This window comes from Arthrobacter sp. AD-310, from assembly GCF_054656615.1.
Genome location: NZ_BAAHNO010000014.1, coordinates 1 through 24,861, shown reverse-complemented (window position 1 = coordinate 24,861; position 24,861 = coordinate 1). Strand labels below are relative to the sequence as shown.

The following is a 24,861-nucleotide window of genomic DNA, read 5'->3' as shown; positions in this document are numbered from 1 at the left end:
CTTAGCCTTTGACGGCGCCGGCAGTCATGCCGGACACGATACGCCGTTGGCAAAGAAGCACAAGGATGACGAGAGGGACGGTGATGATCACCGATGCCGCACTGATGGTGCCCAGCGGCTGGTCAAACTCGCTGGTGCCGCTGAAGAAAGCTATGGCCACCGGAACCGGGCGGGATTCCGGCGATGTGGTCAGGGTGACGGCCAGCAGGAATTCATTCCAGACCGAAATGAACACCAGGATCGCTGTGGTTGCCAGGCCCGGGACTGCGAGGGGCAGGATGACCTTCCGGAAGGCGGTGAACGGGGTGGCCCCATCGATGTATGCCGATTCCTCGAGTTCGCGGGGGATCTCGCGGAAGAAGGAAGTCAGCGTGTAGATCGCCAGGGGAAGGGCGAATGTCAGCTTCGGGATGATCAGGCCCAGGAGTGTGTCGTACAGCCCGATCTCGCGCCAGATCGAGAAGATCGGGGCCGCGATGGCGATGGCCGGGAACGTGGTCACCGAGAGGATCAGGGTCAGGATGAGCGCCTTGCGGCGCATCTTGAGCCGGGCCAGGGCATAGGCAGCAAAGGACGCGAACACCAGGGCCACAGTGGTGGTGACGACGGCGATGATCACCGAGTTGCGCAGGGCAAGGAGGAACTCGGGGTTCTGGAACACCGCCAGGTAGTTCCCGAGGGTGGGCTGGCTCGGGAAGAATTCACCCTTCGACAGGCTGGGGCCGGTCTTGAGGGAGGTATTGACCAGCCAGTAGAACGGGATGAGCGAGAAGCCCATCACGGCCACCACAAAGACCCATACCACCGGGTGCAGTTTCGCTTCTCCACGGAACCTGCGTTTAGGTGCCCTGCCGGTGTTGCCGGGAGCCGCCGTTGTGCGCGGCGCTGTCAGCGTGCTCATTGTTCCTCCTTGGCGACGTCCCGGATGTTCCCTCCGGCGAAGCGGATGTAGACCACCGAAACGGCCATGACGGTAAGGAAGGTCAGGATGGACAGGGCCGATCCTTCGCCCACAAGCCGGTTTTCGCGCAGCTGGGTGTAGGCCAGCATCGACATGGACTCGGTGCCGTTGGCACCCCGGGTAAGCACAAACGGAAGGTCGAAGACGCGCAGGGCGTCCATGGTGCGGAAGATGGCCGCCAGCACAATCGCCGGCCGCAGGAGCGGCAAAGTGATGTTCGTGAACGTCTGCCACTTGCTGGCACCGTCCAGCTCCGCGGCCTCGTAGGCCTCCGCCGGGATGACCTGCAGCCCGGCCAGGATGATCAGCGCCGCGAACGGAGTGGTCTTCCAGACATCGGCAAGGACAATGACGGCCATGGCATAACCGTGCTCACCCAGCCAGACCACGTCACCGCCGGGCAGGCCCAGCATGGAGAGGACGTTGGTGACCAGGCCGAGGTTGGGCTGGAACATTGTTTCCCACGTGATGGCGCTGACTACGGTCACGACGGCGTATGGCAGCAGCACCACGGTCCGCAGGAGTGCACGGCCGCGGAAGGCGAGGTTCAGCAGCAGTGCCATGGCCGTGCCGAGCACCAGCTCCAGCGAGACCGAGAGCCCTGCGAAAAGGAACGTCTGGCCGAAGGCGGCCCACCAGTGCGTACCGGTGAGGGCGCTGATGTAGTTGTCGAGGCCGACGAAGCGCGACAGGCCCGCGGTGCGGACGCTGTACTGGTTCAGCGACAGCCAGAGGGCGTATCCGATCGGTACGGCAGCGACCAGGGCCATCAGGACCAGGGACGGGGCGGTCATGCGGACGGCAAGCCGCCGCTCCGCCCGGTCCCGTCCACTCACACCGCGCCCGGTCACCCGGCTGCCCGGGGAGAGGTACTTGGTGGCCATGGTCAGAAGCTCGCCTTTGCGGCTGTGATCTCCTCGGTCATGGCCTTGACGGCGTCCTCCGTGGAGGCAGTGCCGGACAGCACGGAGTAGACGTTCTTGTAAATCGCCTGCGAGATCTGGGGGTAGACCGGGGAAATGGGGCGCGGCTTGGCACCCTTGACCGAAGCCAGCAGTTCGGTGGCAAACGGCATCTTCGCCAGGACGTCCGTGTCCGCGTAGGCGGCCTCGTTGACCGGTGCCTGCGAGAAGTCCATGGCCACGTGCTTCTGCCAGTCGGGGGTGGTGGCGAAGTCAATGAAGGCTACCGCCGCAGCCTGGTTGGTGGAGTGCGCCGAAATGGCCAGGTTCCAGCCGCCCAGGACGCCGGAAGCCTTGCCGCCTTCCCATGAAGGAAGCGGAGCTACTCCAAAGGTGCCCGCCAGCGGTGTGGCGTTGAGCAGGCGGTAGACGTGGGGCCAGTTGCGCTGGTATCCGAAGTTGCCGGACTCATAGGCCAGGCGTGCGGGATCCTCGTTGTAGGTGAGTACCGCCCGGTCTGCCGAGCCTTCCTTGAGGCCCTTCACCATGAAGTCGAGCACCTCCCTGGTCTCCGGCGAATCGATGCGTACTTCTCCCTTGTCGTCCAGCACTTCGCCGCCGGCGCTGTACAGCATCTCGAGGAAGTTCACGGTGAGGCCCTCGTACTGCTTGCCCTGGTAGACAAAGCTGTTTCCCGGGGCCTCCGCTGCCTCGGCGTAGAGCTGCTGCCAGGTCTCGGGCTTGGCCACCTTGTCCTTCTGGTAGTAGATGAGGCCAGCGTTCGTGAAGAATGGCGAAGCCCAGTACTTGTCCTCGTACCTGGTGGTTTCCACGGTGGACGGGATGAGCCGGTTTTTGTTGGCCTCGACGAGTTTCGTCTGGTCCAGGAGCCAGCCCTGGGACGCGAATTCGGATGTCCAGATGACGTCCGTGACGAAGATGTCGCATTCCGTCGACTTGCCCTCGAGCCTCTGCACCGCCTGCGTGCGGGCTTCGTCCGTGGTCGCCCCGATCTCGGTGTACTTTGCGGTGACCTTGCCGTTAGCTGCGGCGAACGCCTCCGTGGTGCCCTTGTAGATGCCGGAAGCGTCCTTGCCCCCGCAGATGTTCAGGCTTCCTGCAGCCTGGCCGGCCGATGCAGGATCGGCGGCCGCCGGCTGGTCGCCGCCTTGCGGTGCCGCCCCGCCGCCGCATCCGGCCAGCAGGAGGCCCACGGCAACCGCTGCCGCTACGGAAGCGGCGGCACGTGCGCGTCGCCGCCCGCCGGCGCGGGGAACCGCCCCGGACGCAAGGGCCGTGGTGTCCTCCTGGAACGGGGAAGAACGTCGGGTCAGATCCACAAGTGTCTCCTTTGGTTTGTGGGGAAGCTCAGGGTGCGTCTTCGTTGCCTGGCTGACTGCTTCTATGGAATCGATTCCATACTGCGAGCAGGGAGTGCAGTGGATTTTTGGAATCGATTCCACAGAAGTGTGTCAGGCGCCACACTGGACTGTCAACCCTTTTATTGGCTGCGGGTGGAATCCCTGATCACCAGCTGGTGGGGGAAGAATGTCCTGCCCCTGCGGTGCGGGCCGGGGTCGGTCATGCGGGAGAGGAGCGCCTCGAAGGCCCGGCGGCCCATCTCATAAGCCGGTTGCCGGATGGTGGTCAGTTCGGGAGTGCACATTTCCGCCTGCACGGAATCGTCAAACCCTGCCACGGCGATGTCGTCCGGGACCCGCAGGCCGGCGTCGGTGATTGCCCGGACGCATCCTGCGGCCACGGTGTCGCTGCCGCAGAAGACGGCGTCGGGGAGCTGTCCCGCTTCCAGGAGGGTTCTTGCCTGGAGCCTCCCGGTGCGGAAGTCGAAGTCTCCTTCCACGAACAGTATTTGATCGGCGGCGAAGCCGGCTTCTGCTGCAGCCTGCCTGAAACCTTCCTCGCGCAGGCGGCCCGAGCGTGCTGCCCTGTTGCCGATCATGGCCAGGCGGCGCGCTCCGGTCGCAATCAGGTGGCGTGTCATGTCCACGGCCGCCTGCCGGTCGTCGATGGCGACCCCGAATGCGGCCTCGGCCTCGGCGATCTCGCAGACCTGGACCACGCTTTGCTGTTCCGCCATGTCCGCGATGTCTTCGTCGGGCATCGTCGGGGAAAACATGACCAGGCCGTCAACCGAGCCGTTGCGCAGCATGTCCACAAGTTGTTGTTCACGCTCCGGGTTGCCGGCCGTGGGGGCGATCAGGCTGACGTAGCCGGACAGGGCTGCAGCGTCGCTGACTCCCCGGAAGGCTTCGCTGATCACCGGTGAGTTCAGGTTCTTCGCCAGTGCGAGGATGCGCATGGTCCGGTCCCGGCGCAAATCCCGGGCGGAGGCGAGCGGCCGGTAATTGAGCTGGCGGACGGCCGCGGTGACCTTTTCCTTGCTCGATTCACTGACGGCCGGGCTGCCGTTGAGGACCCGGGACACGGTCCCCACGGAGACGCCTGCCGTTTTGGCGACGTCCTGGACTGTCGCTCGCGCCATTTCCGTCTTCCTCCCGCGGCCAGGGGGCTGCTCTGCGCAGCGGGCCGTTTCCGTTTCCCCAGCTTAGCGGCCCTGTGCTGCGCCAACGGTTCGCCGGGGAAGCGTCAATGATGCGGGTCCGGCGGAAACATCGAGTTAACCTGCCCGCCCGACGCGTGAAATGTCCACTTGGATACTCTGGTGCAACAACGTTTACTATTAGCTAACGCCAACCCGGACAGGAATGTTTCGATGACAAGTGTCGCAACCCCTGCTGTAACCCCCGCTGTGGAGCCTGCTTCGCAAGCCCCGGCACCGCTGACCGAGGCGCCTATCATCTCCCTGGCGGACATCGCCCGCGCCCACAATGTCCGGTTCCTCCTCGCCACCTTCGTGGACATGACCGGAAAGCCCTGCGCCAAGCTGGTTCCGGTGGAAGCCGCGCACGAACTCGAAGCAGGAGCCATGGGTTTCGCCGGTTACGCCGCAGGCCTGATCGGCCAGAAGCCCCAGGATTCTGACCTCATCGCCGTCCCGGACCTCGCCTCCTTCACCCCGGTTCCCTTTATCAAGGAGGGCCTGGCCCTCATCCACTGCGACCCGCACGTCAACGGCAAGCCGTGGCCGTACGCCCCGCGCGTCATTCTGAAGAATGCCTTGGCCCGCCTCGCGGACAAGGGCATGCAGGCCAAGGTGGGCGCCGAGGTGGAGTACTTCCTGGTCAACAGGAACGACGACGGGACGTTGAGCACCGCCGACGCCCGCGACGATTCACCCCGCCCCTGCTACGACGCCCGCGGGGTCACCCGCATGTACGAGCACCTGACGTCCATCAGCGAGGCCATGAACACCCTCGGCTGGGGCAACTACGCGAACGACCACGAGGACGCGGCAGGCCAGTTCGAGCAGAACTTCAATTACGCGGATGCCCTGACCACCGCGGACCGGGTGGTTTCGCTCCGCTACATCCTGAACATCCTGGCCGCACAGCGCGGCATGACGGCTACCTTCATGCCCAAGCCGTTCACGGACCGTACCGGCACCGGCCTGCACTTCCACCTTTCGCTGTGGTCGGACGGGCAGGCCCTGTTCCCGGATGCGGAAACGGACGACGGCGGCCGCGGCCTTGGGCTCTCCGGCCTCGCCTATTCCTTCATCGGCGGAATCCTGGACCACGCCCCGGCGCTGCAGGCCTTCCTCGCCCCCACCGTCAATTCCTACAAGCGGACCGGTGCCACCACCAGCTCCTCGGGCGCCACCTGGTCCCCGCGGAAGGCGTCCTACGGCGGCAACGACCGCACCCACATGATCCGCGTCCCGGACAACAACCGGATCGAACTGCGCTCCGGCGACGGCTCCGCCAACCCCTACCTCGCCATCGCCACCGCCGTGGCGGCCGGCCTGGACGGCGTGGAAAAGTCCCTCGACCCCGGCGCTCCTTCCGGGCCGGGGGAGTCCAAGCCGGATGCCCACCTCTTGCCGGCCACCCTGCTGCACGCCGTGGAAGCGCTCCGCAAGGACCCGGTGGTCCTGGCCAGCCTCAGCGGCGACCCGGAGATCGGAACCTATTACGCCAATGCCAAGGAAGAGGAGTTCCTCAGCTGGCACAACCAAGTCAGCGACTGGGAAATCCGGACCTACCTCACTTCGATCTAATCCCTACCCAGTAAAGGAATCCCACCATGTGCGGAATCGCCGCGCTGCAGCTGCGCAATCCCTCGCTGCACCCCCGGATGGGCAGCCTGCTGTCCTCCATGCTCTGCCAGATCGTGGACCGCGGCCCTGACTCCGCCGGCCTCGCCGTCTACAACACCCCGGGTTTGGTCTCCCCGGGCACGTCCACCCTGAGCCTGCTCGGCGGAGACCAGGGGATGACGACGGCGGCCCTCACCGCAGGTGTTGCGGCGCTCCTGCCGTCCGGCGCGCAGGCAACCGTCCAGGTGGTGGGCGACACCACCCTGGTGAGCGCCGCCGTCGGGACCGACCTGCTGGCCAAGGCCGTCACGGAAACCGTGCCCGGCTCCACCATCATCGGCCGCGGCGAACACGTGGCCGTGATGAAGAGCGTGGGCCACCCCATGGAGATCGCTGCGGAGCACGGGTTGGAGGCCATGGCCGGCAGCCAGGGGCTGTCCCACACCCGGATGGCCACCGAATCCGCCGTGACTGCCGGCGGCTCGCACCCCTTCTCGGTCGCCAACGACCTCTGCCTGGTGCACAACGGGTCCTTCTCCAACCACGCCACCGTCCGCCGGGAACTCAAGCGCCAGGGCGTGGTGTTCGATTCCGAAAACGACACCGAGGTGGGCGCCCGCTACGTCGCCTGCCGGCTGCAGCAGGGCGACACCCTCGAGGAAGCCCTGGTGAACCTGGGCAAGGTCCTGGACGGCTTTTACACCCTGGTGGTCACCACCGCGGACAGCATGGCCGTGGTCCGCGACCCCATCGCCTGCAAGCCCGCCATCATCGCCGAAACGGACGACTACGTGGCCATGGCCTCCGAGTACCGTGCCCTGGCAGCACTGCCCGGCATCGAGAACGCCCGCATCTTTGAACCGGAACCCGGAAAGGTCTACACATGGTCACTCTGACAGCCCCCGAAAGCCTGGAAACTGCCGCTACTGCCGAGGCGCCTACCGTGGTGGACCTCGCCGACGCCCCGGTCCGTGAATTGAATCAGGCACTGCACAACGCCGCCGACGGCCAGTCCTGGACCGTCACCAACCCCGGCGGCAAGCACAGCCTCGCCGTCGGCATCACCGCGGACGTTTCCGTGACCATCGACGGCCACGCCGGATACTACGCGGCCGGGATGCACCAGAAGGGGACCGTGACGGTCAACGGCAATGCCGGCGTCGGACTCGCCGAGAACATCATGTCCGGCACCGTGCACGTGACGGGTGACGCTTCCCAGTCCGCCGCGGCCACCGGGCACGGCGGCCTGGTAGTCATCGACGGCAACGCCGGGGCCCGCTGCGGCATCTCCATGAAGGGCGTGGACATCGTGGTGGGCGGCAACATCGGCCACATGTCCGCGTTCATGGCGCAGGCCGGCCGGCTGGTGGTCTGCGGCGACGCCGGCGACGCCCTGGGCGACTCCATCTACGAGGCCCGGATCTACGTCAAGGGCACCGTGGCCTCGCTCGGTGCCGACTGCATCGAAAAGCCGCTGCGGGACGAGCACCTGGCCGAGCTCGCGGAACTCCTCGAAGCCGCCGGCCGTACCGACAACCCCGCCGACTTCAGGCGCTACGGCTCCGCCCGGAACCTCTACCACTTCCACGTCGACAACTCGACCGCCTACTAGGAGGCTCCCGTGACCATCACCTCCATCCCTGCACCCGTACAGGGCCTGGCCCCGGCACCGGCCCAAAACCTGGCTGCTTCTGACATCGCTGCACTCGGTCTGCGCGAGTCCGCCACCTTCGACCGCGCCACCATCGCCGACATCCAGCGCGCCGCCGCCACCGGCGTCTACGACATCCGCGGCTGGGGCGCCAAGCGCAAGGTCCCGCACTTCGACGACCTGCTCTTCCTCGGCGCCTCCATGTCCCGCTACCCGCTGGAGGGCTACCGCGAAAAGTGCGATACCGACGTCGTCCTCGGCGACCGGCACGCCTCCCGGCCGCTGCACCTGCAGACCCCGGTAACCATCGCCGGCATGAGCTTCGGCGCCCTGTCCGCCAACGCCAAGGAGGCGCTGGGCCGCGGTGCCAGCGAGGTGGGCACTTCCACCACCACGGGCGACGGCGGCATGACGCCTGAGGAGCGCGGCCAGTCCAAGCACCTCGTCTACCAGTACCTGCCGTCCCGCTACGGCATGAACCCGGACGACCTCCGCAAGGCCGACGCCATCGAAATCGTCTTGGGCCAGGGCGCCAAGCCGGGCGGCGGCGGCATGCTGCTCGGCCAGAAGATCACCGAACGCGTTGCCGGGATGCGCACCCTTCCGGTGGGCATCGACCAGCGCTCCGCCAGCCGGCACCCCGACTGGACCGGCCCGGACGACCTTGAAATCAAAATCGGCGAACTCCGCGAAATCACCGACTGGAAAACCCCCATCTACGTCAAGGTCGGCGCCTCCCGGCCCTACTACGACACCGCGCTCGCCGTGAAGTCCGGCGCCGACGTGGTGGTGCTCGATGGCATGCAGGGCGGCACGGCGGCCACGCAGCAGGTGTTCATCGAAAACGTTGGCATCCCCACCCTCGCGGCCATCCCGCAGGCCGTGCAGGCGCTGCAGGAACTCGGAGTCCACCGCAAGGTCCAGCTCATCGTCTCCGGCGGCATCCGCACCGGAGCCGACGTGGCCAAGGCCATGGCCCTGGGAGCGGACGCCGTGGCCATCGGCACCGCGGCGCTCATCGCCCTGGGCGACAACGATCCCCGCTACGCCGCCGAATACGCGGAACTGGGCTCCGCCGCCGGGTTCTACGACGACTTCCAGGACGGCCGCGACCCCGCCGGCATTACCACCCAGGACCCGTCGCTTGCTTCACGGCTGGACCCGGTGGCTGCCGGCAAGCGGCTGGCCAACTACCTCCGCGTCCTCACCATGGAAGCCCAGACCATCGCCCGGGCCTGCGGCAAATCCCACCTGCACAACCTGGAGCCCGAGGACCTGGTGGCGCTGACCATCGAAGCCTCCGCCATGGCCCGGGTGCCGCTGGCCGGCACCAGCTGGATCCCCGGTGTCCAGGGAAGCTTCTGATGGCCGGTCGCTTTTCCGACACGTCGGATTTTGTGGTGGTGGGCGCCGGCCTGGCCGGGGCCGCCACCGCCTGGCAGCTCGCCGCCCGCGGCCACCAGGTCACCCTGCTGGAACGCGACGTGCCGGCCGCCCACGACGGCAGCTCCCACGGTTCCGCCCGGATCTTCCGCTACGCCTACCCCGAGGCCTTCTACACACAGGCAGTCCTGGATTCGAAGGAACTGTGGGACGGGCTCGCCGCAGAATCCGGCACCGAGCTCATCACCCCCTACGGTGCCGTGGACTATGGCCCGGACCGCAACCCGGCCAGGCTCGCGGAGGTGCTGGCCGCCGTCGGGATTGAGCACGAACTGCTGACCGCCGCCGAAGCCCGGACCCGCTGGCCGCACATCGCCTTCGACACCGACGTCCTCTGGCACCCCGGCGCCGGTGTGATCGACGCCGAAACGTCCGTCAACGCCATGGTGGCGCTCGCTGTCCGGCACGGCGCGGCAGTCCTGACGGGATGGAGCCTGGACCGGGTGGAGCGGCTGGGTTCCGGGCGCGGCGGCTACCGCCTCTTTTCCGCCACGGGGGAAACGCTCGACGCCGGCAACGTCGTCATCAGCGCGGGCGGCTGGCTGCCGGGGCTGCTGCAGTCCCTGGCGCTGCCGGCAGGATTCCTCGCCGCGCTGCCGGAATTCACCGTCCGGCAGGAACAGGCGTTCCACTTCCGCTACCGCGACGAGTCTTCCGGCGCCACGTGGCCCACCTTCATCCACAAAGCCCCGGCCATCCAGGCGTACGGGCTTCCCGGCGGCCGGGACGCCGGCTTCGCAGGCCAGAAGGTGGCCGAATACAACGGCGGCCCGCGCCTCCGGTCCGCCGCGGACCAGACCGGGATGGTGGACCCGGCCAACCGGGAAAGAGTGGTGGACTACGTCCGGCGGTACCTGCCCGGCCTGGACCCAGAACCGTACGCAGAAACCACCTGCCTGTTCACCAACACACCCAACGAGGACTTCGTCATCGACCGGGCTGACAACCTCACAGTTCTTTCGCCCTGTTCGGGGCACGGGGCCAAGTTCGCGCCGCTGATCGGCCAGTGGGCGGCGGACCTGGCCACCGGTTCGGGGACGGTTCCGGACCGGTTCCGCAGCGCATCCTCCACCGCCCTCGCCTCATAGAACGGATTCCCGTGAGCCTTTCCCACACAGCACCAGCACCGCACGCCGTCCCCGCCGGGACAGCCGCGGCACCCACCGTCGCAGGCCTCCTGAGGGACATCTCCGGCGTCGGCCGGGACAGCACCCGCGGCGGCTACTCCCGCCCGGTGTTCTCCACAGCAGAAACTGACCTCCGCACTTGGTTCACCGAGCAGGCGGAACGGCGCGGGCTGGATGTGCATACCGACGCAAACGGCATCATCTGGGCCTGGTGGGATACGGCAACCCGGGTCCGGAAGGACGCCGTCGTGACCGGAAGCCACTTGGATTCCGTTCCCGGCGGCGGCGAGTACGACGGTCCGCTGGGAGTCGCTTCGGCGCTGGTCGCCGTCGACCTCCTCAAAGCCCGCGGACTGCGGCCCCGGCGGCCACTGGCCATCGCCGTGTTCCCCGAGGAAGAAGGGTCGCGGTTCGGCGTCGCCTGCCTGGGTTCCCGGCTGCTCACCGGCGGACTCGACCCGGACAAGGCCCGCAACCTCCGCGACCCGGACGGCAACACCTTCGCCGATGTTGCCGCAGCGAACGGACAGGATCCCCGGTTCATCGGCGCGGACTACAAGACCCTGCAGCAGCTCGGCCTGTTCGTGGAACTGCATGTCGAGCAGGGCCGGGGGCTGATCGACCTCCACCAGCCCGTGGCCATCGGCTCATCCATCCTGGGCCACGGCCGCTGGAAGCTCAGCATCTCGGGGCAGGGAAACCACGCCGGCACCACGCTGATGCGGGACCGCAAGGATCCCATGATCGCGGCGGCCAAAGTGGTGGTGGGCATCCGCGACACCGCGCGGAAGTACCGGGATGCGCGCGCCACGGTGGGCCGGCTGCAGCCCGTGCCGGGCGGCACCAACGTGATCGCCTCCCGGGTGGACCTGTGGATCGACGTCCGCCACCCGGAGGACTCCGTCACGGCGGCGTTGGTGGAAGCCATCGGGCTGAACGCCCAGGTCCTGGCCGCCGAGGAGGGGTGCACGGCCAACATCACAACGGAGTCGCTGAGTCCCACGGTGCATTTCGACGGCGGCCTGCGGGACAGGTTGCGCGGGCTCCTGCCGGACGCCCCGGTGCTGGACACCGGGGCCGGCCACGACGCCGGGGTCCTTGCATCGCATCTGCCCACCGCCATGATCTTTGTCCGGAACCCCACCGGCGTCTCCCACTCGCCGGACGAACTGGTGGAGGACCGGGACGCGGAGGCCGGGGCACTCGCGCTGGCGGACTCCCTTGCGGGATTGCTTGGTGAGGCCCGGGTGATCGGCTAGTGCCGTCGTCGTGCGCTGCCTGACCTACCGGACCACCCGGTATGTCAGCAGCACGCAGCCGCCGCTGATGCTGCGGGCTTCCGCCAGTTCAAGCGGGACGCGGCGGCTCAGTGGCCGGAAAAAGGGCACGCCGGAGCCCAGCAGGACGGGGTGCACGTTCAGGCTCACCTCGTCGATGGCGCCGGCCTCGAAGAGCGAGTTGGCAAGCTCGCTGCCGCCCATCACGCAGATGCCTTTGCCCGGCCGGCGCTTGAGGCGGTTGACGAATCCGCCAGCGTCGACGGATACGAGTTTGACGCCGGCCGGCGCCTTTTGGAGCGTCCGCGAAAAGAGGTAGGTGGCAACCGGGGGCAAGCCGCCGCTTCCTTCCGTGCCTTCACCACCCAAGCCCTGGCCAGCCGCGAACTCCCACGTCTTCCTGCCCATCAGGACGGCATCCACCGTGGACCAGTAACGGGCCATAACGTCTTCCACGTCGCGGCTGAAGTGCAGCCAGTCCAGGCTGCCGCCGGGACCGGTGATGAATCCGTCCAGGCTGCACGCCGCCCCGTAGGTAACCGTGCGCATGGCGTTTCCTTTCGTTTCGGTACCAGAGTAGGCGCGCGGGATCTGTGCAGCTATGCCTTCAGCATGGCCCGCCTAAGATGGCTTCATGACCAACCACGCCCCGGACGACGCCGGCGCCCAGGCGCATTCCGACGGCGGCGTTTCCGGGAAGCTCGAACAGGTCATCGCCACCCAGGTCCGGCACTACCGCACCACGCAGGGCTTGTCGTCCGCTGAACTTGCCGCCCGGACGGGCCTGTCCAAGGCCATGATCTCCAGGATCGAAACGGCCACCACCTCCTGCTCGCTGACCACGCTGCAGCGCCTCGCCGACGGGCTGAAGGTCCCGGTCACCGCCCTGTTCCGCGGCGCGGACACGGACCGGGACGCCACCTTCACCAAGAACGGGCAGGGCAGCCTGACGGTCCGCAGCGGCACGCAGCACGGCCACGAATACCGCGTCCTCGGCACGCTCAAGGGCCGCACCGATGCCCTGGAACCCACCCTGGTGACGCTCACCGACGCCTCCGACGTGTTCCCGCTGTTCCAGCACCCCGGAACCGAGTTCATCTACATGCTCTCCGGCCGGATGGTCTACGGCCACGGCGCCTACGAATACACGATGGAAGCCGGCGACTCCCTGCTGCTCGACGGCGAAGGCCCGCACGGGCCGTTGGAGTTGCTGGACCTTCCCATCAGGTTCCTTGCCGTTTCGGCCAGGTAGCCCCCGAACCTGGTAACTCCCGGGTGGCGCGGGACGCCTGAAACACCGGTGTGGATGACTGAAACGATGAATTAACACACCCGAAACCCACCTCAAAATGCCCGCCATACAGTTGGAACCAGACGGCAATAGCCGCACTCCCCTGAACGCGGTACTGACTCCGCGTCCCTCCTGGCGGAGTGGCTTCCACCGGCGATCTGCCGTCCTCTCCTCGCATCACGAAAGGGGTTTCCCAATGGATTCGGGAAATGTCGCTTGGATTTTGGCCAGCTCGGCGCTGGTCTGCATGATGATTCCCGCCCTGGCCCTGTTCTACGGGGGCATGGTGGGGTCGCGCCGCATCCTCAACATGATGATGATGTGTTTTGGCGGCGCCAGCCTGGTGGCCGTCCTGTGGGCGCTGTTCGGTTACTCGATGGCCTTCGGGAATTCCGTCGGCGGGCTGGGGCTGATCGGTGACGTCACCGAGTTCCCCGGCATGGGGCAGTTGCTGGCCGCGGACGAGGGGGCGTCCATCCCGGTCATCCTGTTTGCGGCGTTCCAGCTGTTCTTCGCCTGCGTCACCACAGCACTGGTGGCGGGCGCGGCGGCCGGGCGCATGAAGTTCGGCGCCTGGATGCTCTTCGCCGGCATCTGGGCCACCATCGTCTATTTCCCCATCGCGCACTGGGTGTTCGCCTTCTCGTCGGCGGACGGGTCCACGGTTGGCGGCTGGATCGCCAGCGGCATCAAAGCCATCGACTTCGCCGGCGGCACGGCCGTCCACATGAACGCCGGCGCTGCCGCCCTCGCCCTGGCACTGGTCCTGGGCAAGAGCTCCGGCTGGCCCAAGGTGGAGCACGCTAAGCCGCACAGCCGCCCGCTGGTGCTGGTCGGCGCGGGCCTGCTGTGGGTGGGCTGGTTCGGCTTCAACGCCGGCTCCGCACTGTCCGCCGGCCAGTCGGCGTCGGTGGTTTTCCTGAATACCGCCGTGGCCGCGTCGGCCGGCCTGCTTGCCTGGGCCTTTGTGGAGCGGATGCGCCATGGTGCCGCGACCAGCATGGGTGCGGCATCGGGCCTCATTTCGGCGCTTGTTGCAATCACCCCGGCCTGTGGCGCGGTGAGCCCGCTCGGTGCGGTGGCCATTGGCCTGATCGCCGGGGCTGTCTGCTCCCTGGCCATCGAGCTGAAGTTCCGGCTCGGCTTCGACGACTCGCTCGACGTCGTCGGTGTCCACCTCGTGGGCGGCATCCTGGGTACCCTGCTGATCGGTCTCTTCGCCACCGACGCCGCACCCAACGGGGTCAGCGGGCTCTTCTACGGAGGCGGCGCCGAACTGCTCGGCACCCAGGCCCTCGCCACGGTCACTGTCTTGGCCTACTCCTTCGGCATCACCTGGGTCCTGGCGAAAATCCTCGACAAGACCATCGGCCTGCGCATCAACCCCGAGGACGAACTGCGCGGCATCGACCTCGCGGCCCACTCCGAGCTCGCGTACCTGACGGACGAGGACCCGGTCGAACTGGGTTCACCGCAGCGCGGCTGACAAGCTGCCGGGCGCCCGCCTGCTGGGGGCGGCGCCCGGTATATGGGTCAGGCAAAGGGCCAGGCCTTGGACCGGTGCCGGCAGCCGCCGGCTTATAGTTCCAAGGCTTGGCCCTTTGTCGCGTCCCCGGTGGCCAGGGGTGCTTCAATGTTCGGTGCAGACCAGGTTCCCGTCCCGGACCTCGAGGACTGCGGCCCTGACGTGGCTCAGGTGCGTGCGCGGGTCCGGTTCCATGGTGCCGATGTCCTCGCCGCCCCAGTACGGATGCGTGAAGTACACCAGCAGCGCCCGTTCCGTGCCGTCGCCGGCGGGGGCCAGCGGCACCACATCCGCGTGGCGTCCGACGACGGGACGCCCGTCGATCTCTTCGGGGCGGGTCAGGATAAGCCCGCCAAGGTGTTCCTGCCTCCTCCAGTTGCCTGTGGCGTCCTCCGAGCGGTAGACGGCCTGGCCCCGCCATTCGTCCACGATCATCCAGAACGTGCCTGCGAGCGGGAACACCTTCGGACCTTCATGCGGTCTTCCCGGGATGGCCACGCCCTCGCGGATCCACGACGCCGGATCTTCCGGAGTGTCGCTGACGGCGCTGCAGGTGTTGGAGCCCCGTGCTTCGTCCTTGTACCAGAGCCGGTGGCGGCCATCGCCACATAGCGCGACCGCGGCGTCGATGACCCGCGGCGAGTCCAGGCCAATTTCGCCAAGGTATTCCCAGTTCTCCAGGTCGGTGCTCGCAAACTGCACGATGGCAGCCTTCCCGGTCCAGTCCGTCCTCCGGCCGCCGAGAACGGTAAGGTACATGATCCACTGGTCGCCGATGCGGACGACGTCGGGCGCCCAAAGGGTTGCCGGGCGTTCCGTTTCCGGCGGGACGAGCCCCGCCACGGTTCCCTGGTAGCGCCAGGAGGCGCCGCCGTCGGACGACCGGGCAACGCCGATGGCCGTGCCGTGGACCCACTCGACGCCGGCCAGCCCCGGCGCGGTGGCCCGGCGCTGGGTGTAGAAGAGGACCCATTCGCCCCTAAGGTGGTCGGCAACGAGGACCGGATCGGTGGGGCCGTCCCAGACGGGGTCGCGGTACGGGATTGTGAAGGCGTCCGGGCGCAGGTGGGGGAGGGCCGGCTGCTCGGCAGTGGGTTCAGTGATTGTCCGGAGTTCTGGCACGACTTTTTTCTCCAACGTTGTAGGAGTGGCGTGTTCTAGCATAGGTGTACGCGCCCGCGGCCGGACACCATGAGTTGGAAAGTCGCGAATCTGATTTGTGTTGGTCCACGGCAGGGAGTTTTGTCGGACCCTCTTGGCATGCTTGGTTCATGGAAAGCGAAGCAGTCGCAGCGGGGGAGTTCCGGGGCGTGGAGGGCATGGCCTCGGTTGCGGCTGCTGTTGCGTCGGTGGCTGGTTTCGTGGACGAGCTTGCCGGTGTTGTCGCTGGTAACACCCGCCCCGACGCCGCCACTGATTCTGCTGATCGTTCGGCCTGTGGTGATCCGTTGCAGGACTTTGCTGATGCCTGCGTGGACGGGCTGGCGGTGATCGCACGTCTTGAGGCTGCCACCGCCGCGGTGAAGGTGCGCCTGGTGGACGGCCACGTCAGCGCTTTGGCCGCGATGCAGGACCCGGGGTCCGGCCCGGAGTGGGTGAAGGGCCGGGAGATGGCTACGGTGGCTGAGGTCGCGTGTGTGCTGACCATTGGTGAGCGTGCCGCCGGTGCCCTGATCGGTGAGGCACACGCTCTGACGGGGTCGTTGCCGGCGGCGCTGGACGCGCTGCAGGCCGGGGAAGTGTCGTGGCAGAACGCCAGGGTCCTGGTGGACGAAACCACAGGCCTGGACCCTGCCGCGACAGCAGCCCTGGAAGCGCATTTCCTGAACCCGGATGTTCCGGGTGCGGGCCCTGATGGTTTGGCGGGTGGGTTGCCGCCGGCGCGGTTGCGGCGGAAGGTGCGGTCGTGGCGGGAGCGGCAGCATCCGGAGTCGATCGAGGCCCGGCACGCCAAGGGGGTGACGGAGCGGCGGATGGAATGCACCCGGGACCGGGACGGGATGTCGTGGCTGTCGTTGCATATTCCGGCGGACCGGGCGTCAGCAATCTGGAACCGGACCACGGCGATCGCCCGGGGCATGCAGGGACCGGACGAACCACGCACCCTCACCCAGCTCCGCCCTGATATCGCCGTGGACCTGCTGCTCGGCGCCGGGTTCAGCCGCGAGGATGATGGTGGCCACGAGGCGGCTTTCGCCGGTAACGCAGAGCCGGACGAGGGGTATTTGAGGCTGGGGAAGGCGCCGGGGCCGCGGGCGCAGGTGCTGGTGATGGTGCCGGTGTTCTCGCTGCTGGGGGCCACGGATGAACCGGCGGTGCTTGACGGGCACGGCCCGATCCCGGCGTCGATGGCCCGGAAGCTGGTGGCTGAGGGGGCGGAGTCGTTCTACCGGGTGCTGGTGGATCCGCGGGACGGGGCGCCGCTGGAGATCGGCCGGACCAGTTACCGGGTTTCGGAGGCGCTGCGGCGGTGGCTGCGGTTGCGGGACGGTAAATGCCCGTTCCCGGGCTGCAGCAACAACTCCCTCGACAACGAAGCCGACCACCTGCTGGCCTGGCAGCACGGCGGCAGTACCGGGGTCAGGAACCTGGGACAGCCCTGCCCGAAACATCACCGGATGAAACACACCTCCGGCTGGCACCCCACCCCCGCAACCCTGCATGAACCGCCCGGCTGGATCTCACCCGCCGGCCGGTACTACGAAAGCGAACACCAGGACTGGCAACCACCCCACTGGCCACCAGGACTCCTACCCCACACAAAGCAGCCAGCGCCGCCGCTCGATGGTGCTCAGCTTGCACCTGCAGGTGCACCTGCACCTGGGACGTTTTCCGATGATCCGTGCCTATTCCCCGAGCCCCCGCCCTGGTTGTTCACGGATGAGCCGTTCACGTTCCCCAAACCCCCACCCTGGGCGTTCGAAGGTGAGCCGTTCATGGATGAGGACCCATCATTCGAGGACGATATGCCGGCCGGCCACCTCATCGATGAGGACGATCTCCCACCCGACCACGAAGCCTGGGACATCCTCTACACCATGCCCATCACCCTGCCCCCAGATCCCTACGAATACCCGGAACCAGCACTCACCTGACCCACAGCCCAGGGGCCCGGGCGGATAAGAAGCGCGCGATCCGGCACGGAGGAGTATGTGCCCCCGGCCGGGCGTCCTACTCCTTGAACAGCCCGGCCAGGTCCTCCGCGGTGATGGCGCCACCCGCCAGGGCGTCGCCCTCCATCACGTCCGCGAAGAGCTGCGACTTCCGGGCCTTCAGCGCCATGACCTTCTCCTCGATGGTGTCCTTTGCGACCAGCCGGTACACCATCACGTTCCGCGCCTGCCCGATCCGGTGCGTCCGGTCCACGGCCTGCGCCTCGGACGCCGGGTTCCACCAGGGGTCGAGGAGGAAGACGTAGTCGGCCTCGGTGAGGTTGAGCCCGAAACCGCCGGCCTTCAGCGAGATCAGGAACACCGGGGCCGTGCCGTTCTTGAACTCGCTGACGACGTCGGCACGGTTGCGGGTGCCGCCGTCGAGGTAGCAGTACTCGATTTCTTCCTCGTCCAGCCGTTCCCGGACCTTTCCAAGGAAGCCGGTGAACTGGCTGAAGATCAGCGCCCGGTGCCCCTCGGCCACCAGGTCCTCAAGCTGCTCGAACAGCACGTCCAGCTTGCTCGACCGGATGGCGGAGAGCTCGGGATCAACCAGCGAAACGTCCAGGCTCAACTGCCGCAGCAGCGTCAGCGACTGGAAGATGGTGAACCGGTTCTTGTTCACGTCGTCGATCAGGCCAAGGATCTTCTGCCGCTCGCGCTGCAGATGCGTCTGGTAGACCTTCTGGTGCCTCGGGTTCAGCACCACCTCGAGGACCTGCTCCTGCTTCGGCGGCAAGTCCTTGATCACCTGATCCTTGGTGCGGCGCATCATCAGCGGCCGGACCCGGCGGCGGAGCTTCTCCAGCTGCCCTTTGTCGCCGTTCTTTTCCACCGGCTTCTGGTAGTACTCCGCGAAGCGCTTCGGGCTGGCGAACAGGCCGGGCGCCACGATGGACGTCAGTGCCCAGAACTCCATCAGGTTGTTCTCCAGCGGAGTACCCGTGATGGCCAGCTTGAACGAGGCCGGCAGCTTCCGGGCACACTGGTACGCCTTCGACTGGTGGTTCTTCACGAACTGCGCCTCATCCAGCACCAGCCCGGACCAGGACCGGGAAGCGTAGGCGTCGTAGTCGATCCGGAACAGTGCATAGGACGTGATCACCACGTCCACGCCGTCCAGGACCTCCCCAACGTCCTGCCCGCTCTTCGCGAACGTTTCCCCCACAGCGTGGACCTTCAATCCGGGTGCGAAACGGGCCGCTTCGGCCGCCCAGTTGCCCACCACGCTGGTGGGAGCAACCACCAGGAAAGGCGCGACGTCGGCAGCACCGCCGTCGGGCCCTGTTCCTTCAACGGCGGCGGCAGCCTCAACCGCCAGTTCCTTCGCCGCACACATCAGCGCCAGCGCCTGCACGGTCTTTCCCAGGCCCATATCGTCGGCAAGGACGCCGCCCAGGCTGTGCTTGTACAGGAAGGTCAGCCAGTTGAAGCCCTCCAGCTGGTACGGGCGGAGCTCGGCGTTGAGGGACGCGGGCAGGGGCAGGCCGTCGGTGCCGCCCTCGAGGAGGCCGCCCACCGCCGACCGCCACGCGGCAGCCTGCTGGTCCACGATGCCAAGCTGCGCCAGTTCGTCCCACAGCCCGGCCTGGAAGCGGCTGATCTGCAGGGGCGCGTCCTTATTGTCCTGCAGCGACCGGGCCTCTTCGATTAGCGCCCGCAGCTGGTGCAGTTCCGGCAGGTCCAGCGAGAAATAGGCGCCGCTGGGCAGCAGCATTTTGGTTTGTCCGGCGGCCAGGGCCGAAAAGACCGCAGCGAAGGACACCGGCTGGCCTTCCAGGGAAATCTGGATGCCAAGGTCGAACCAGTCCCGCTGCTCCGTGGCCTTGGTGGAAATGGAGACCACGGGTGCTTCCTCGGCCTCGCGATAATCGGCGATGTCGCCCGCCGTCTCCACCTCGACGTCCGGAGCCTGGCGCAGCCGGGGCAGCACGTCCTCGGTGAAGGCAAGGGTGTCCAGGCCCTTCAGCTCGGCCGACGCCGCCAGCCGGGGAGTGCCCCAGCCGCCGGTGGCGGACTCGCCCAGCGCCGGAACCAGTTCCCAGGGCTGCCCCACGCCCTCCAGGATCCGCGCTTCGGCCGCGTCATCACGGTAGCCGTGGTCGCCCGGGTGGCGCCACAGCGGCTGGGCGGTGACCAGGTTCCCGCTCTTGTAGTGCCACTCCCAGTGCAGCCGCACGCGGTGGTCCGCGCCGTAGTTCGCCAGCAGGGAGAGGGTGGGGACGGCGAGCGCGGGAAGCTCCACGGATTCGTCCCGCGCAGTCACCCGGGCCTTCTGCTTGAGCTTGGGGTAGAAGCCGGTGAGGAAGCGGGGTTCGTCCTTGGCCGGGATGTGCAAGGTGCTGCCCGCCGTGACGAACGCCAGCAGCTCCTCACTCAGGCCGGCTTCCAGCGGGGCCAGGGTGATCGTGCCGTTGGGGTCGGGCACCCCGGGAAGTGACGCTTCCCCGGTGGTGAAGAAAATGCCGTGCGCGGGCCGGCCGATCATGCCCACGGAGGCCGGATCAACCCCGGCCCCCTCCACGGTGATGGTGGGGGACAGCTTCAGGCCGCCGTCGGCCGCCGTGCCCGCAGCGGCAGCAGCGTCGGGCGCGCCGTACCTGCCCAGGTCAAGCCCGACGGCGGCAGGTGCCTCTGCGAGCCGCACCGGTTCGGTGCCGCGCGAGTCCACGAGGGCGAGCCCGATCTTGCGGGCATCGGCCAGGAGGCTCCAGAGGTTCCTGCCCGAGTAGCTGTTCAGGCCCAGCCACAGCCCGGCCGAGTTGTGCATCCGGCTGGCGGAGGCCGAGTGGGCTGCCAGGAACTCCTGCATCCATTCCACGTGCGCCTCGTTGCACTCCCTGCGGAAATTCAGGTAGCTGAGCGTGTTCCAGGAGACGTCACCGCGGATCCATTTGCCTTTGGCGCCCATGATCACCGGGCGTGCCTTAAGCTGCCGGACGCTGCGGACAGGGTCCCGGCGGCCTGTGTAGGAAAAGTGCGGGGCGGGTTCCTCGATCTCGAACTGGAGGGCCAGCGGGACGCCGTTGCCGGATGGTGCGGTGCCGGGCTGGGAGATGAGCGGGCTGAGGGCCTGCTCCCAGTCGGAGAGGACGGCGGCCGGCTCGCGGGCCACCTGGGTGGCGGTGGCCGGGGACAGGAGCTGGATACGGATGGCGGGGTTGTCCTCGGCCGCGAAGAGCAGCGCGGCAACGTGTTTGCAGTCCTTGCGTACCGGGCAGCTGCAGACACCGACGGTGCAGCTCCAGCCGCCGCCTTTGCGGACCAGCTTTGCCGTGGTGGAGTAGGGAACGTCCGCGCTGCCCCGGACCTTGCCCAGCATGAGTCCGGTCCCGGCGTCGAACGACATGCCCGAAACGCGACTGCCCATGGCGTAGGCCAGTCCGGCGGCCAGCGAGCGGTCGTTGATGGCAGGGGTTTGTATCGCCAGGTCCGCACTCTCGTCCGGTTGGGGTGGCATGGTGCGCGCTACTTTCAGCAGGACACGGCGGAGCCGGGTCCGGTGGTTGGTTATCTGATCCATCTTAGTTCCTGGGCGTTGGTTCTTTGGCCGCCGGTCCGCTGGTCCCGGGTTCGCTGCTGCAGGAGAGCGGGCGGCCCGGTTCCGGCTGCCCGCCAAAACTTCGCCTGACGTTCACCTCCTCCTCAACAGCCGGGCTGTGGCGCGCACGTAGCGTGACAGGTGTCCCAAGCACCAGCAGCGATATACGCAGTGAGGATTGCCATGATCAGCAGCCAGCAGCCCGTCATCCTGACCAGCAGCAGCATCGAAGCGAGCGATGAGGAGGCCGTCGAAGCCAACGTGGCCGTGGTGGATGCCATGCACAACGCCCTCCTGCAGACAGAGGAAATGTCACCGGTGGCCGTCCGCAGCTACTACGTCGACTTCTACCTCACCCAGGCACTGGAAGGCGGGTTTGCCCAGTATGCCTTTGTGGCGGGGGACCGCACCATTACCGACGCCCTGGTCCGCGAGGGCATGGCGGGCATGGGTGCCACGGCCCACCTGGATCTCTTCAACCGGGCCGTGGAGGCCTACGACGACCTGTCGGAGGAAGACGAGGAGTTCTACCTCGACGGCGGCCTGGACGACACGGAAGAGACCCCCGACGGCGTCCTCCGCATGGAAGAGCTCGACGGCGAGTTCGAGGAGCTGCTGGAGCGGGAGAACATCACCGCGCTGAACGCGGCCTGGCTGCGGGGGCAGGCGGACCTGCTGGTGCTCGATGACGAGGAGGTGGGCGGGTACATCCAACGCCTGGCCGCACAGATTCCGGATCTGCCCGAACGCCGGGCCAAGGCCGAGGCCGAAGCCCTGGAAGATGCGCCGGACTTCGAGCTCATCATCCGTGAGCTGTGCAGCATCGCTGGCTACGAGCTGGTCAAGATCACCATGGGCAATCCCAACTACATGCACGACGGCGAAATGACCCTCGCGTGGCACTTCACCACCGACCACGGAGACTTCATCATGGTCGAGGAGGACGACGAGGCGTTCATGATCAACCCGGAAACGCTTGAGATTGTCGCCGCCGTGGAGTTCGAAGAGGCCGACGCCGACCTGGTCGAGGCCTAGAAGCCGGGCTCATGTCGGCGCCGCCGCGGACGGCCGGCGGCCCCGGGCATGCCCCGTCAGCTGTTCTGTTCGAGCGCCAGCGCAAGGATTTCCAGCAACTCGTCATCCACCTGTTCCAGCGAGGTGACGCGTACACGGAGGGTAAAAGGATCATCGGCGCGGGTCCGCACGCGTTCGAGCCGGCCCTCAGCCGGAGCGTCGAGCCGCAGCGTCACGTCCACCGCAGTGTTGATGGTCCGGGTGACCTGGGCGAATTTCCGGCGCGGGCTGTGCAGGGATACGTAGCCCTTGCGCATTTGGATCTGGACGCCGGCGGTGGCTGATGCCCAGGCCAGGAGGGCGTCGGCGACGGGCCGCAGCTGCGGGTGGTTGGCGTACTGGCCGTCAATCAGTTCGTCCGCGTCCCGGAGCATGAACTCCGGGTAGCCGAACATTTCCCAGGACACCGCGTACTGGGCGTAGCCGGTCACGCCGAAGTTGTCGCGCATCCAGTCCCGGAGCTCCCGGTCGCTTGTGATGCCCGCGGCCCGCGCCTGTTCCGCCCAGTATGCGGTGTCCTTGCCGGTCTTCCGCAGCAGCAGGGCCTTATTGTTGTCCACCATCTGCTGCCAGGTGCCGGCTTCCTGCGGCGCCGGAGCCTGGGCGCCGGGCTGCTGCGGTCCCTGACGAGTGGCTGCGGGCTGGGGCGGCAGGGCGTCAGGCATGCACCGATCCTATGCGGTGTGGCCCGAGGGGACATGCCCGGAACCACCTACCAGGACCGGTCTGCAAAAAAGTTTTCCGGCCACCGTAACCTTTCCGCTGCCGCCGGCGATGAAGGAGGTGATGGGTCCGCCTGCCGGACCCGACCCGATAGTTGTCTAGGTTTGGAGTGCTTGATGTCTTTGTTCACCGTTCTCGCCACCAGTAAAGTCGCCGCCTCGGTCCTCGCTGCCGGCACCCTGGCCGTCGGCGGAACCGGCGTCGCAGCCGTGTCCGGTGTCCTGCCCGCCGAAGCCCAGCAGACCGCCCACGATCTCTTCGGCGCCCCCGCTCCGGAGCTTGCCGGCGACGCAGCAACCGGTGCCGCGACCGCAGCAGAGTCCACCGCCGACGCCGATGCCTCCGCAGATGCCGAAGCCGCGGCCGACGCCGACGCCACGGTCAGCGATGACAGCGTTGCCGCCGATGCTTCCGGCTCCGCTGCCGCCGGTGCCGCCGTTGACGCCGCAGGCGCAGCTGCCTTCGGCCTGTGCACCGCCTTCTCGAACGGCGGCCTGGACGCTTCCTCCGAAGGCTTCTCCTCGCTGGTCATCGCCGCTGACGGTGAAGCCAACGTTGAAAGCTTCTGCACCGACGTGGTGGCCGGCGCTGGCGCTGCCGCTGAGGCTGGCGCCGATGCCGCCGGTTCCGCGGCCGTTGAGGTTGAGCGGCCCGAGGTTCCCGCTGTTCCTGCCGTGCCCGCCGTTCCGGGCGTCGACGGCGAATCCGCGGTCCCGGCCGTTCCCGCTGTCCCGGCTCCGGCCGGCGGCGACGTAGTGGACGCCCCTGAGGTTTCGGTCCGCTAGGGACTGTCAGCTAGGGTGGACCGCAGCTTTTGACGCTGCCGTCCCCGCGGACCGCGGGACCTGCCACGGAGGGTCCCGCGGTCCGGAACTGCCCGCAGGTAGCCGGGCAGACAAAAAGTCCATGGGGCGTGGCAAGCCCCGCTGGAAACCGGGCCGGCTGCAGCCGTGTTCCGGGATGGAGGAGCCGCCGGTGCTGGACACTTTGGCCCACGAAGAAACCGACATATTCGACAACGCAGCCGGAACGGATCCCGCTGTGCTGTTCGGTGCTGCCTACCGGTCTTTCGCAGGGCCCGTCCAGGGATACCTCAAGGCCCGCGGCGTTGACGACCCCGAGGCGGTCACGCAGGATGTGTTCCTCGCGTTCTACCCCAAAATCGGGGGACTCACAGGCGGCCTGCAGGGCGCAAAGTCCCTGATCTTCTCCATCGCCCACGCCCGCATGGTGGACCACTACCGGCGGCTGGAGCGGCGGCCGCAGCTTACCGCGTACGACCCCCAGCACGATGCGCGCACCACCCCATCAGCGGAGGACCACGCCGTGGAACTGACCGGCGGCGCCGCTGCCATGCTGGACGGACTTAGCGAGGAACACCAGGAAGTCCTGGCCCTCCGGGTCGTTGCGGACCTGTCCATTGAACAGGTGGCCGCGATCATGGGCAAGAGCGCGGGAGCCGTCAAACAGCTCCAGCGCAGGGCACTTCACAACCTCAAGGCACAAACGCTCTCAAGAAACCAGGCGAATCATGAGTGACACCGCAGGACCCCGCAGCGACGCCGCCATCGACCAGCTGCTTCAAGAGGCGGATCTGGACGGCGATGGCCAGCTCCGCCCCGCCCTTCTGCAGCTGCGTGCCCTGGGGTCGGAGACGCCGGACCCGTCGTCGGAGGTCGCGGCGCTGCTGAAGCGCGCAACGGAGGCAGCCCCCGCAGTGCAGCCCCTGGCCATACCGCTGGCGGCAGAAGACCCGGCACCGGCAGGGAACGGTCCCGCACCCGTGGATGAGCTGGCCGCCAGGCGCCGTGCCAAGCGCCGTGCCGCCCTTACCGCCCTGTCCGTTGCCGTCTCCCTCGGCGCCGGCGGTGCCGTCGCCGTGGCCTCGGACCAGGGCTTCCGCGACTCGTTCAGCCAGTTCAACCAGGCCGTGACCTCCTTCGTGACCGGAACTGGCAGCGCACCCGCCCCAAGCCCGGGCCAGGAGCCGGCGGCGCCGGCTCCCGCGGGGCCTGCC

At 67.6% G+C, this 24,861-nt stretch carries 20 protein-coding genes and 1 pseudogene; 13 read left to right on the top strand and 8 right to left on the bottom strand.

The annotated features are described in order from the left end of the window. Position 1: 1 nt before the first annotated feature. The 4 genes from ACYQ1Z_RS09995 to ACYQ1Z_RS09980 form a co-directional block, all read right to left on the bottom strand. Complete coding sequence (locus ACYQ1Z_RS09995; protein ID WP_459792362.1) at positions 2 to 901, bottom strand: carbohydrate ABC transporter permease; 900 nt, start codon at positions 899 to 901, stop codon at positions 2 to 4. Further along, on the bottom strand, positions 898 to 1,845 hold the full coding sequence (locus ACYQ1Z_RS09990; RefSeq protein ID WP_459792361.1) for a carbohydrate ABC transporter permease: 948 nt from the start codon (positions 1,843 to 1,845) through the stop codon (positions 898 to 900). The genes ACYQ1Z_RS09995 and ACYQ1Z_RS09990 overlap by 4 nt, the downstream gene beginning before the upstream one ends. Before the next feature lie 2 nt (positions 1,846 to 1,847). Further along, entirely contained in the window at positions 1,848 to 3,203 is a 1,356-nt protein-coding gene (locus tag ACYQ1Z_RS09985; protein ID WP_459792360.1) for an ABC transporter substrate-binding protein, read from the bottom strand. Between the two features lie 161 nt (positions 3,204 to 3,364). Further along, positions 3,365 to 4,366, bottom strand: a complete 1,002-nt coding sequence (locus ACYQ1Z_RS09980) for a LacI family DNA-binding transcriptional regulator (protein WP_459792359.1) — start codon at positions 4,364 to 4,366, stop codon at positions 3,365 to 3,367. 231 nt (positions 4,367 to 4,597) lie between these two features. On the opposite strand from ACYQ1Z_RS09980, the gene glnT reads away from it, so the two are divergent. From glnT to ACYQ1Z_RS09950, 6 genes are read left to right on the top strand one after another with little or no spacing between them, the layout of a single operon-like run. Next, on the top strand, positions 4,598 to 6,001 hold the full coding sequence (gene glnT / locus ACYQ1Z_RS09975; protein WP_459792358.1) for a type III glutamate--ammonia ligase: 1,404 nt from the start codon (positions 4,598 to 4,600) through the stop codon (positions 5,999 to 6,001). 26 nt (positions 6,002 to 6,027) lie between these two features. Then, positions 6,028 to 6,936: a class II glutamine amidotransferase domain-containing protein gene (locus tag ACYQ1Z_RS09970; RefSeq protein ID WP_459792357.1), complete on the top strand. Its 909-nt coding sequence runs from the start codon at positions 6,028 to 6,030 to the stop codon at positions 6,934 to 6,936. Further along, entirely contained in the window at positions 6,924 to 7,652 is a 729-nt protein-coding gene (locus ACYQ1Z_RS09965; RefSeq protein ID WP_459792356.1) for a GltB/FmdC/FwdC-like GXGXG domain-containing protein, read from the top strand. The genes ACYQ1Z_RS09970 and ACYQ1Z_RS09965 overlap by 13 nt, the downstream gene beginning before the upstream one ends. A gap of 9 nt (positions 7,653 to 7,661) precedes the next feature. After that, on the top strand, positions 7,662 to 9,056 hold the full coding sequence (locus ACYQ1Z_RS09960; protein ID WP_459792355.1) for an FMN-binding glutamate synthase family protein: 1,395 nt from the start codon (positions 7,662 to 7,664) through the stop codon (positions 9,054 to 9,056). Then, the gene (locus ACYQ1Z_RS09955; RefSeq protein ID WP_459792354.1) at positions 9,056 to 10,222 is read left to right on the top strand and encodes an FAD-dependent oxidoreductase; all 1,167 of its coding nucleotides are present in this window, start codon (positions 9,056 to 9,058) and stop codon (positions 10,220 to 10,222) included. The genes ACYQ1Z_RS09960 and ACYQ1Z_RS09955 overlap by 1 nt, the downstream gene beginning before the upstream one ends. A gap of 11 nt (positions 10,223 to 10,233) precedes the next feature. After that, positions 10,234 to 11,520: an allantoate amidohydrolase gene (locus tag ACYQ1Z_RS09950; RefSeq protein ID WP_459792353.1), complete on the top strand. Its 1,287-nt coding sequence runs from the start codon at positions 10,234 to 10,236 to the stop codon at positions 11,518 to 11,520. A 24-nt stretch (positions 11,521 to 11,544) separates the two neighbouring features. On the opposite strand, the gene ACYQ1Z_RS09945 is transcribed toward ACYQ1Z_RS09950, so the two are convergent. After that, positions 11,545 to 12,087 (bottom strand): dihydrofolate reductase family protein, encoded by a 543-nt coding sequence (locus ACYQ1Z_RS09945; RefSeq protein ID WP_459792352.1) that lies wholly within the window; start codon positions 12,085 to 12,087, stop codon positions 11,545 to 11,547. Positions 12,088 to 12,172: 85 nt separating this feature from the next. On the opposite strand from ACYQ1Z_RS09945, the gene ACYQ1Z_RS09940 reads away from it, so the two are divergent. Both ACYQ1Z_RS09940 and ACYQ1Z_RS09935 read left to right on the top strand, forming a co-directional pair. Further along, positions 12,173 to 12,790: a helix-turn-helix domain-containing protein gene (locus tag ACYQ1Z_RS09940; RefSeq protein WP_459792351.1), complete on the top strand. Its 618-nt coding sequence runs from the start codon at positions 12,173 to 12,175 to the stop codon at positions 12,788 to 12,790. A gap of 235 nt (positions 12,791 to 13,025) precedes the next feature. Continuing rightward, positions 13,026 to 14,315 carry an ammonium transporter gene (locus ACYQ1Z_RS09935; protein WP_459792350.1) on the top strand — a complete coding sequence of 430 codons (1,290 nt, stop codon included), beginning with the start codon at positions 13,026 to 13,028 and terminating at the stop codon, positions 14,313 to 14,315. A gap of 144 nt (positions 14,316 to 14,459) precedes the next feature. Here ACYQ1Z_RS09935 and ACYQ1Z_RS09930 read toward each other — a convergent pair whose 3' ends face one another. Beyond that, a complete protein-coding gene (locus ACYQ1Z_RS09930) occupies positions 14,460 to 15,476 on the bottom strand; it encodes a family 43 glycosylhydrolase (protein ID WP_459792349.1) in 1,017 nt (338 codons plus the stop codon). A 149-nt stretch (positions 15,477 to 15,625) separates the two neighbouring features. Between ACYQ1Z_RS09930 and ACYQ1Z_RS09925 the strand changes: the two genes are divergently transcribed. Next, entirely contained in the window at positions 15,626 to 17,449 is a 1,824-nt protein-coding gene (locus ACYQ1Z_RS09925; protein ID WP_459792348.1) for an HNH endonuclease signature motif containing protein, read from the top strand. A gap of 76 nt (positions 17,450 to 17,525) precedes the next feature. Here ACYQ1Z_RS09925 and ACYQ1Z_RS09920 read toward each other — a convergent pair whose 3' ends face one another. Beyond that, the gene (locus ACYQ1Z_RS09920) at positions 17,526 to 20,966 is read right to left on the bottom strand and encodes a DEAD/DEAH box helicase (RefSeq protein WP_459792497.1); all 3,441 of its coding nucleotides are present in this window, start codon (positions 20,964 to 20,966) and stop codon (positions 17,526 to 17,528) included. Positions 20,967 to 21,230: 264 nt separating this feature from the next. Between ACYQ1Z_RS09920 and ACYQ1Z_RS09915 the strand changes: the two genes are divergently transcribed. Continuing rightward, a complete protein-coding gene (locus ACYQ1Z_RS09915; RefSeq protein WP_459792347.1) occupies positions 21,231 to 22,082 on the top strand; it encodes a DMP19 family protein in 852 nt (283 codons plus the stop codon). Positions 22,083 to 22,138: 56 nt separating this feature from the next. Here the strand turns inward: ACYQ1Z_RS09915 and ACYQ1Z_RS09910 are convergent, their stop codons facing one another. Beyond that, positions 22,139 to 22,786 (bottom strand): DUF5655 domain-containing protein, encoded by a 648-nt coding sequence (locus ACYQ1Z_RS09910; RefSeq protein WP_459792346.1) that lies wholly within the window; start codon positions 22,784 to 22,786, stop codon positions 22,139 to 22,141. Positions 22,787 to 22,960: 174 nt separating this feature from the next. Here ACYQ1Z_RS09910 and ACYQ1Z_RS09905 point away from each other — a divergent pair, with 174 nt between their 5' ends. The 3 genes and pseudogenes from ACYQ1Z_RS09905 to ACYQ1Z_RS09895 all read left to right on the top strand — a co-directional run. Beyond that, the gene (locus tag ACYQ1Z_RS09905; protein ID WP_459792345.1) at positions 22,961 to 23,629 is read left to right on the top strand and encodes a protein tyrosine phosphatase; all 669 of its coding nucleotides are present in this window, start codon (positions 22,961 to 22,963) and stop codon (positions 23,627 to 23,629) included. A 175-nt stretch (positions 23,630 to 23,804) separates the two neighbouring features. Further along, a complete protein-coding gene (locus ACYQ1Z_RS09900; protein ID WP_459792344.1) occupies positions 23,805 to 24,383 on the top strand; it encodes an RNA polymerase sigma factor in 579 nt (192 codons plus the stop codon). Next, a pseudogene (locus tag ACYQ1Z_RS09895) lies at positions 24,376 to 24,861 on the top strand (hypothetical protein); the annotation flags it as partial. The gene ACYQ1Z_RS09900 and the pseudogene ACYQ1Z_RS09895, both read left to right, overlap by 8 nt.

Coding starts and splice junctions, on each gene's coding strand:
- ACYQ1Z_RS09995 (WP_459792362.1), bottom strand. CDS start 901: ATGAGCACGCTGACAGCGCCGCGCACAACGGCGGCTCCCGGCAACACC.
- ACYQ1Z_RS09990 (WP_459792361.1), bottom strand. CDS start 1,845: ATGGCCACCAAGTACCTCTCCCCGGGCAGCCGGGTGACCGGGCGCGGT.
- ACYQ1Z_RS09980 (WP_459792359.1), bottom strand. CDS start 4,366: ATGGCGCGAGCGACAGTCCAGGACGTCGCCAAAACGGCAGGCGTCTCC.
- glnT (WP_459792358.1), top strand. CDS start 4,598: ATGACAAGTGTCGCAACCCCTGCTGTAACCCCCGCTGTGGAGCCTGCT.
- ACYQ1Z_RS09970 (WP_459792357.1), top strand. CDS start 6,028: ATGTGCGGAATCGCCGCGCTGCAGCTGCGCAATCCCTCGCTGCACCCC.
- ACYQ1Z_RS09965 (WP_459792356.1), top strand. CDS start 6,924: ATGGTCACTCTGACAGCCCCCGAAAGCCTGGAAACTGCCGCTACTGCC.
- ACYQ1Z_RS09955 (WP_459792354.1), top strand. CDS start 9,056: ATGGCCGGTCGCTTTTCCGACACGTCGGATTTTGTGGTGGTGGGCGCC.
- ACYQ1Z_RS09945 (WP_459792352.1), bottom strand. CDS start 12,087: ATGCGCACGGTTACCTACGGGGCGGCGTGCAGCCTGGACGGATTCATC.
- ACYQ1Z_RS09940 (WP_459792351.1), top strand. CDS start 12,173: ATGACCAACCACGCCCCGGACGACGCCGGCGCCCAGGCGCATTCCGAC.
- ACYQ1Z_RS09935 (WP_459792350.1), top strand. CDS start 13,026: ATGGATTCGGGAAATGTCGCTTGGATTTTGGCCAGCTCGGCGCTGGTC.
- ACYQ1Z_RS09925 (WP_459792348.1), top strand. CDS start 15,626: ATGGAAAGCGAAGCAGTCGCAGCGGGGGAGTTCCGGGGCGTGGAGGGC.
- ACYQ1Z_RS09920 (WP_459792497.1), bottom strand. CDS start 20,966: ATGCCACCCCAACCGGACGAGAGTGCGGACCTGGCGATACAAACCCCT.
- ACYQ1Z_RS09915 (WP_459792347.1), top strand. CDS start 21,231: ATGATCAGCAGCCAGCAGCCCGTCATCCTGACCAGCAGCAGCATCGAA.
- ACYQ1Z_RS09910 (WP_459792346.1), bottom strand. CDS start 22,786: ATGCCTGACGCCCTGCCGCCCCAGCCCGCAGCCACTCGTCAGGGACCG.
- ACYQ1Z_RS09905 (WP_459792345.1), top strand. CDS start 22,961: ATGTCTTTGTTCACCGTTCTCGCCACCAGTAAAGTCGCCGCCTCGGTC.
- ACYQ1Z_RS09900 (WP_459792344.1), top strand. CDS start 23,805: ATGGAGGAGCCGCCGGTGCTGGACACTTTGGCCCACGAAGAAACCGAC.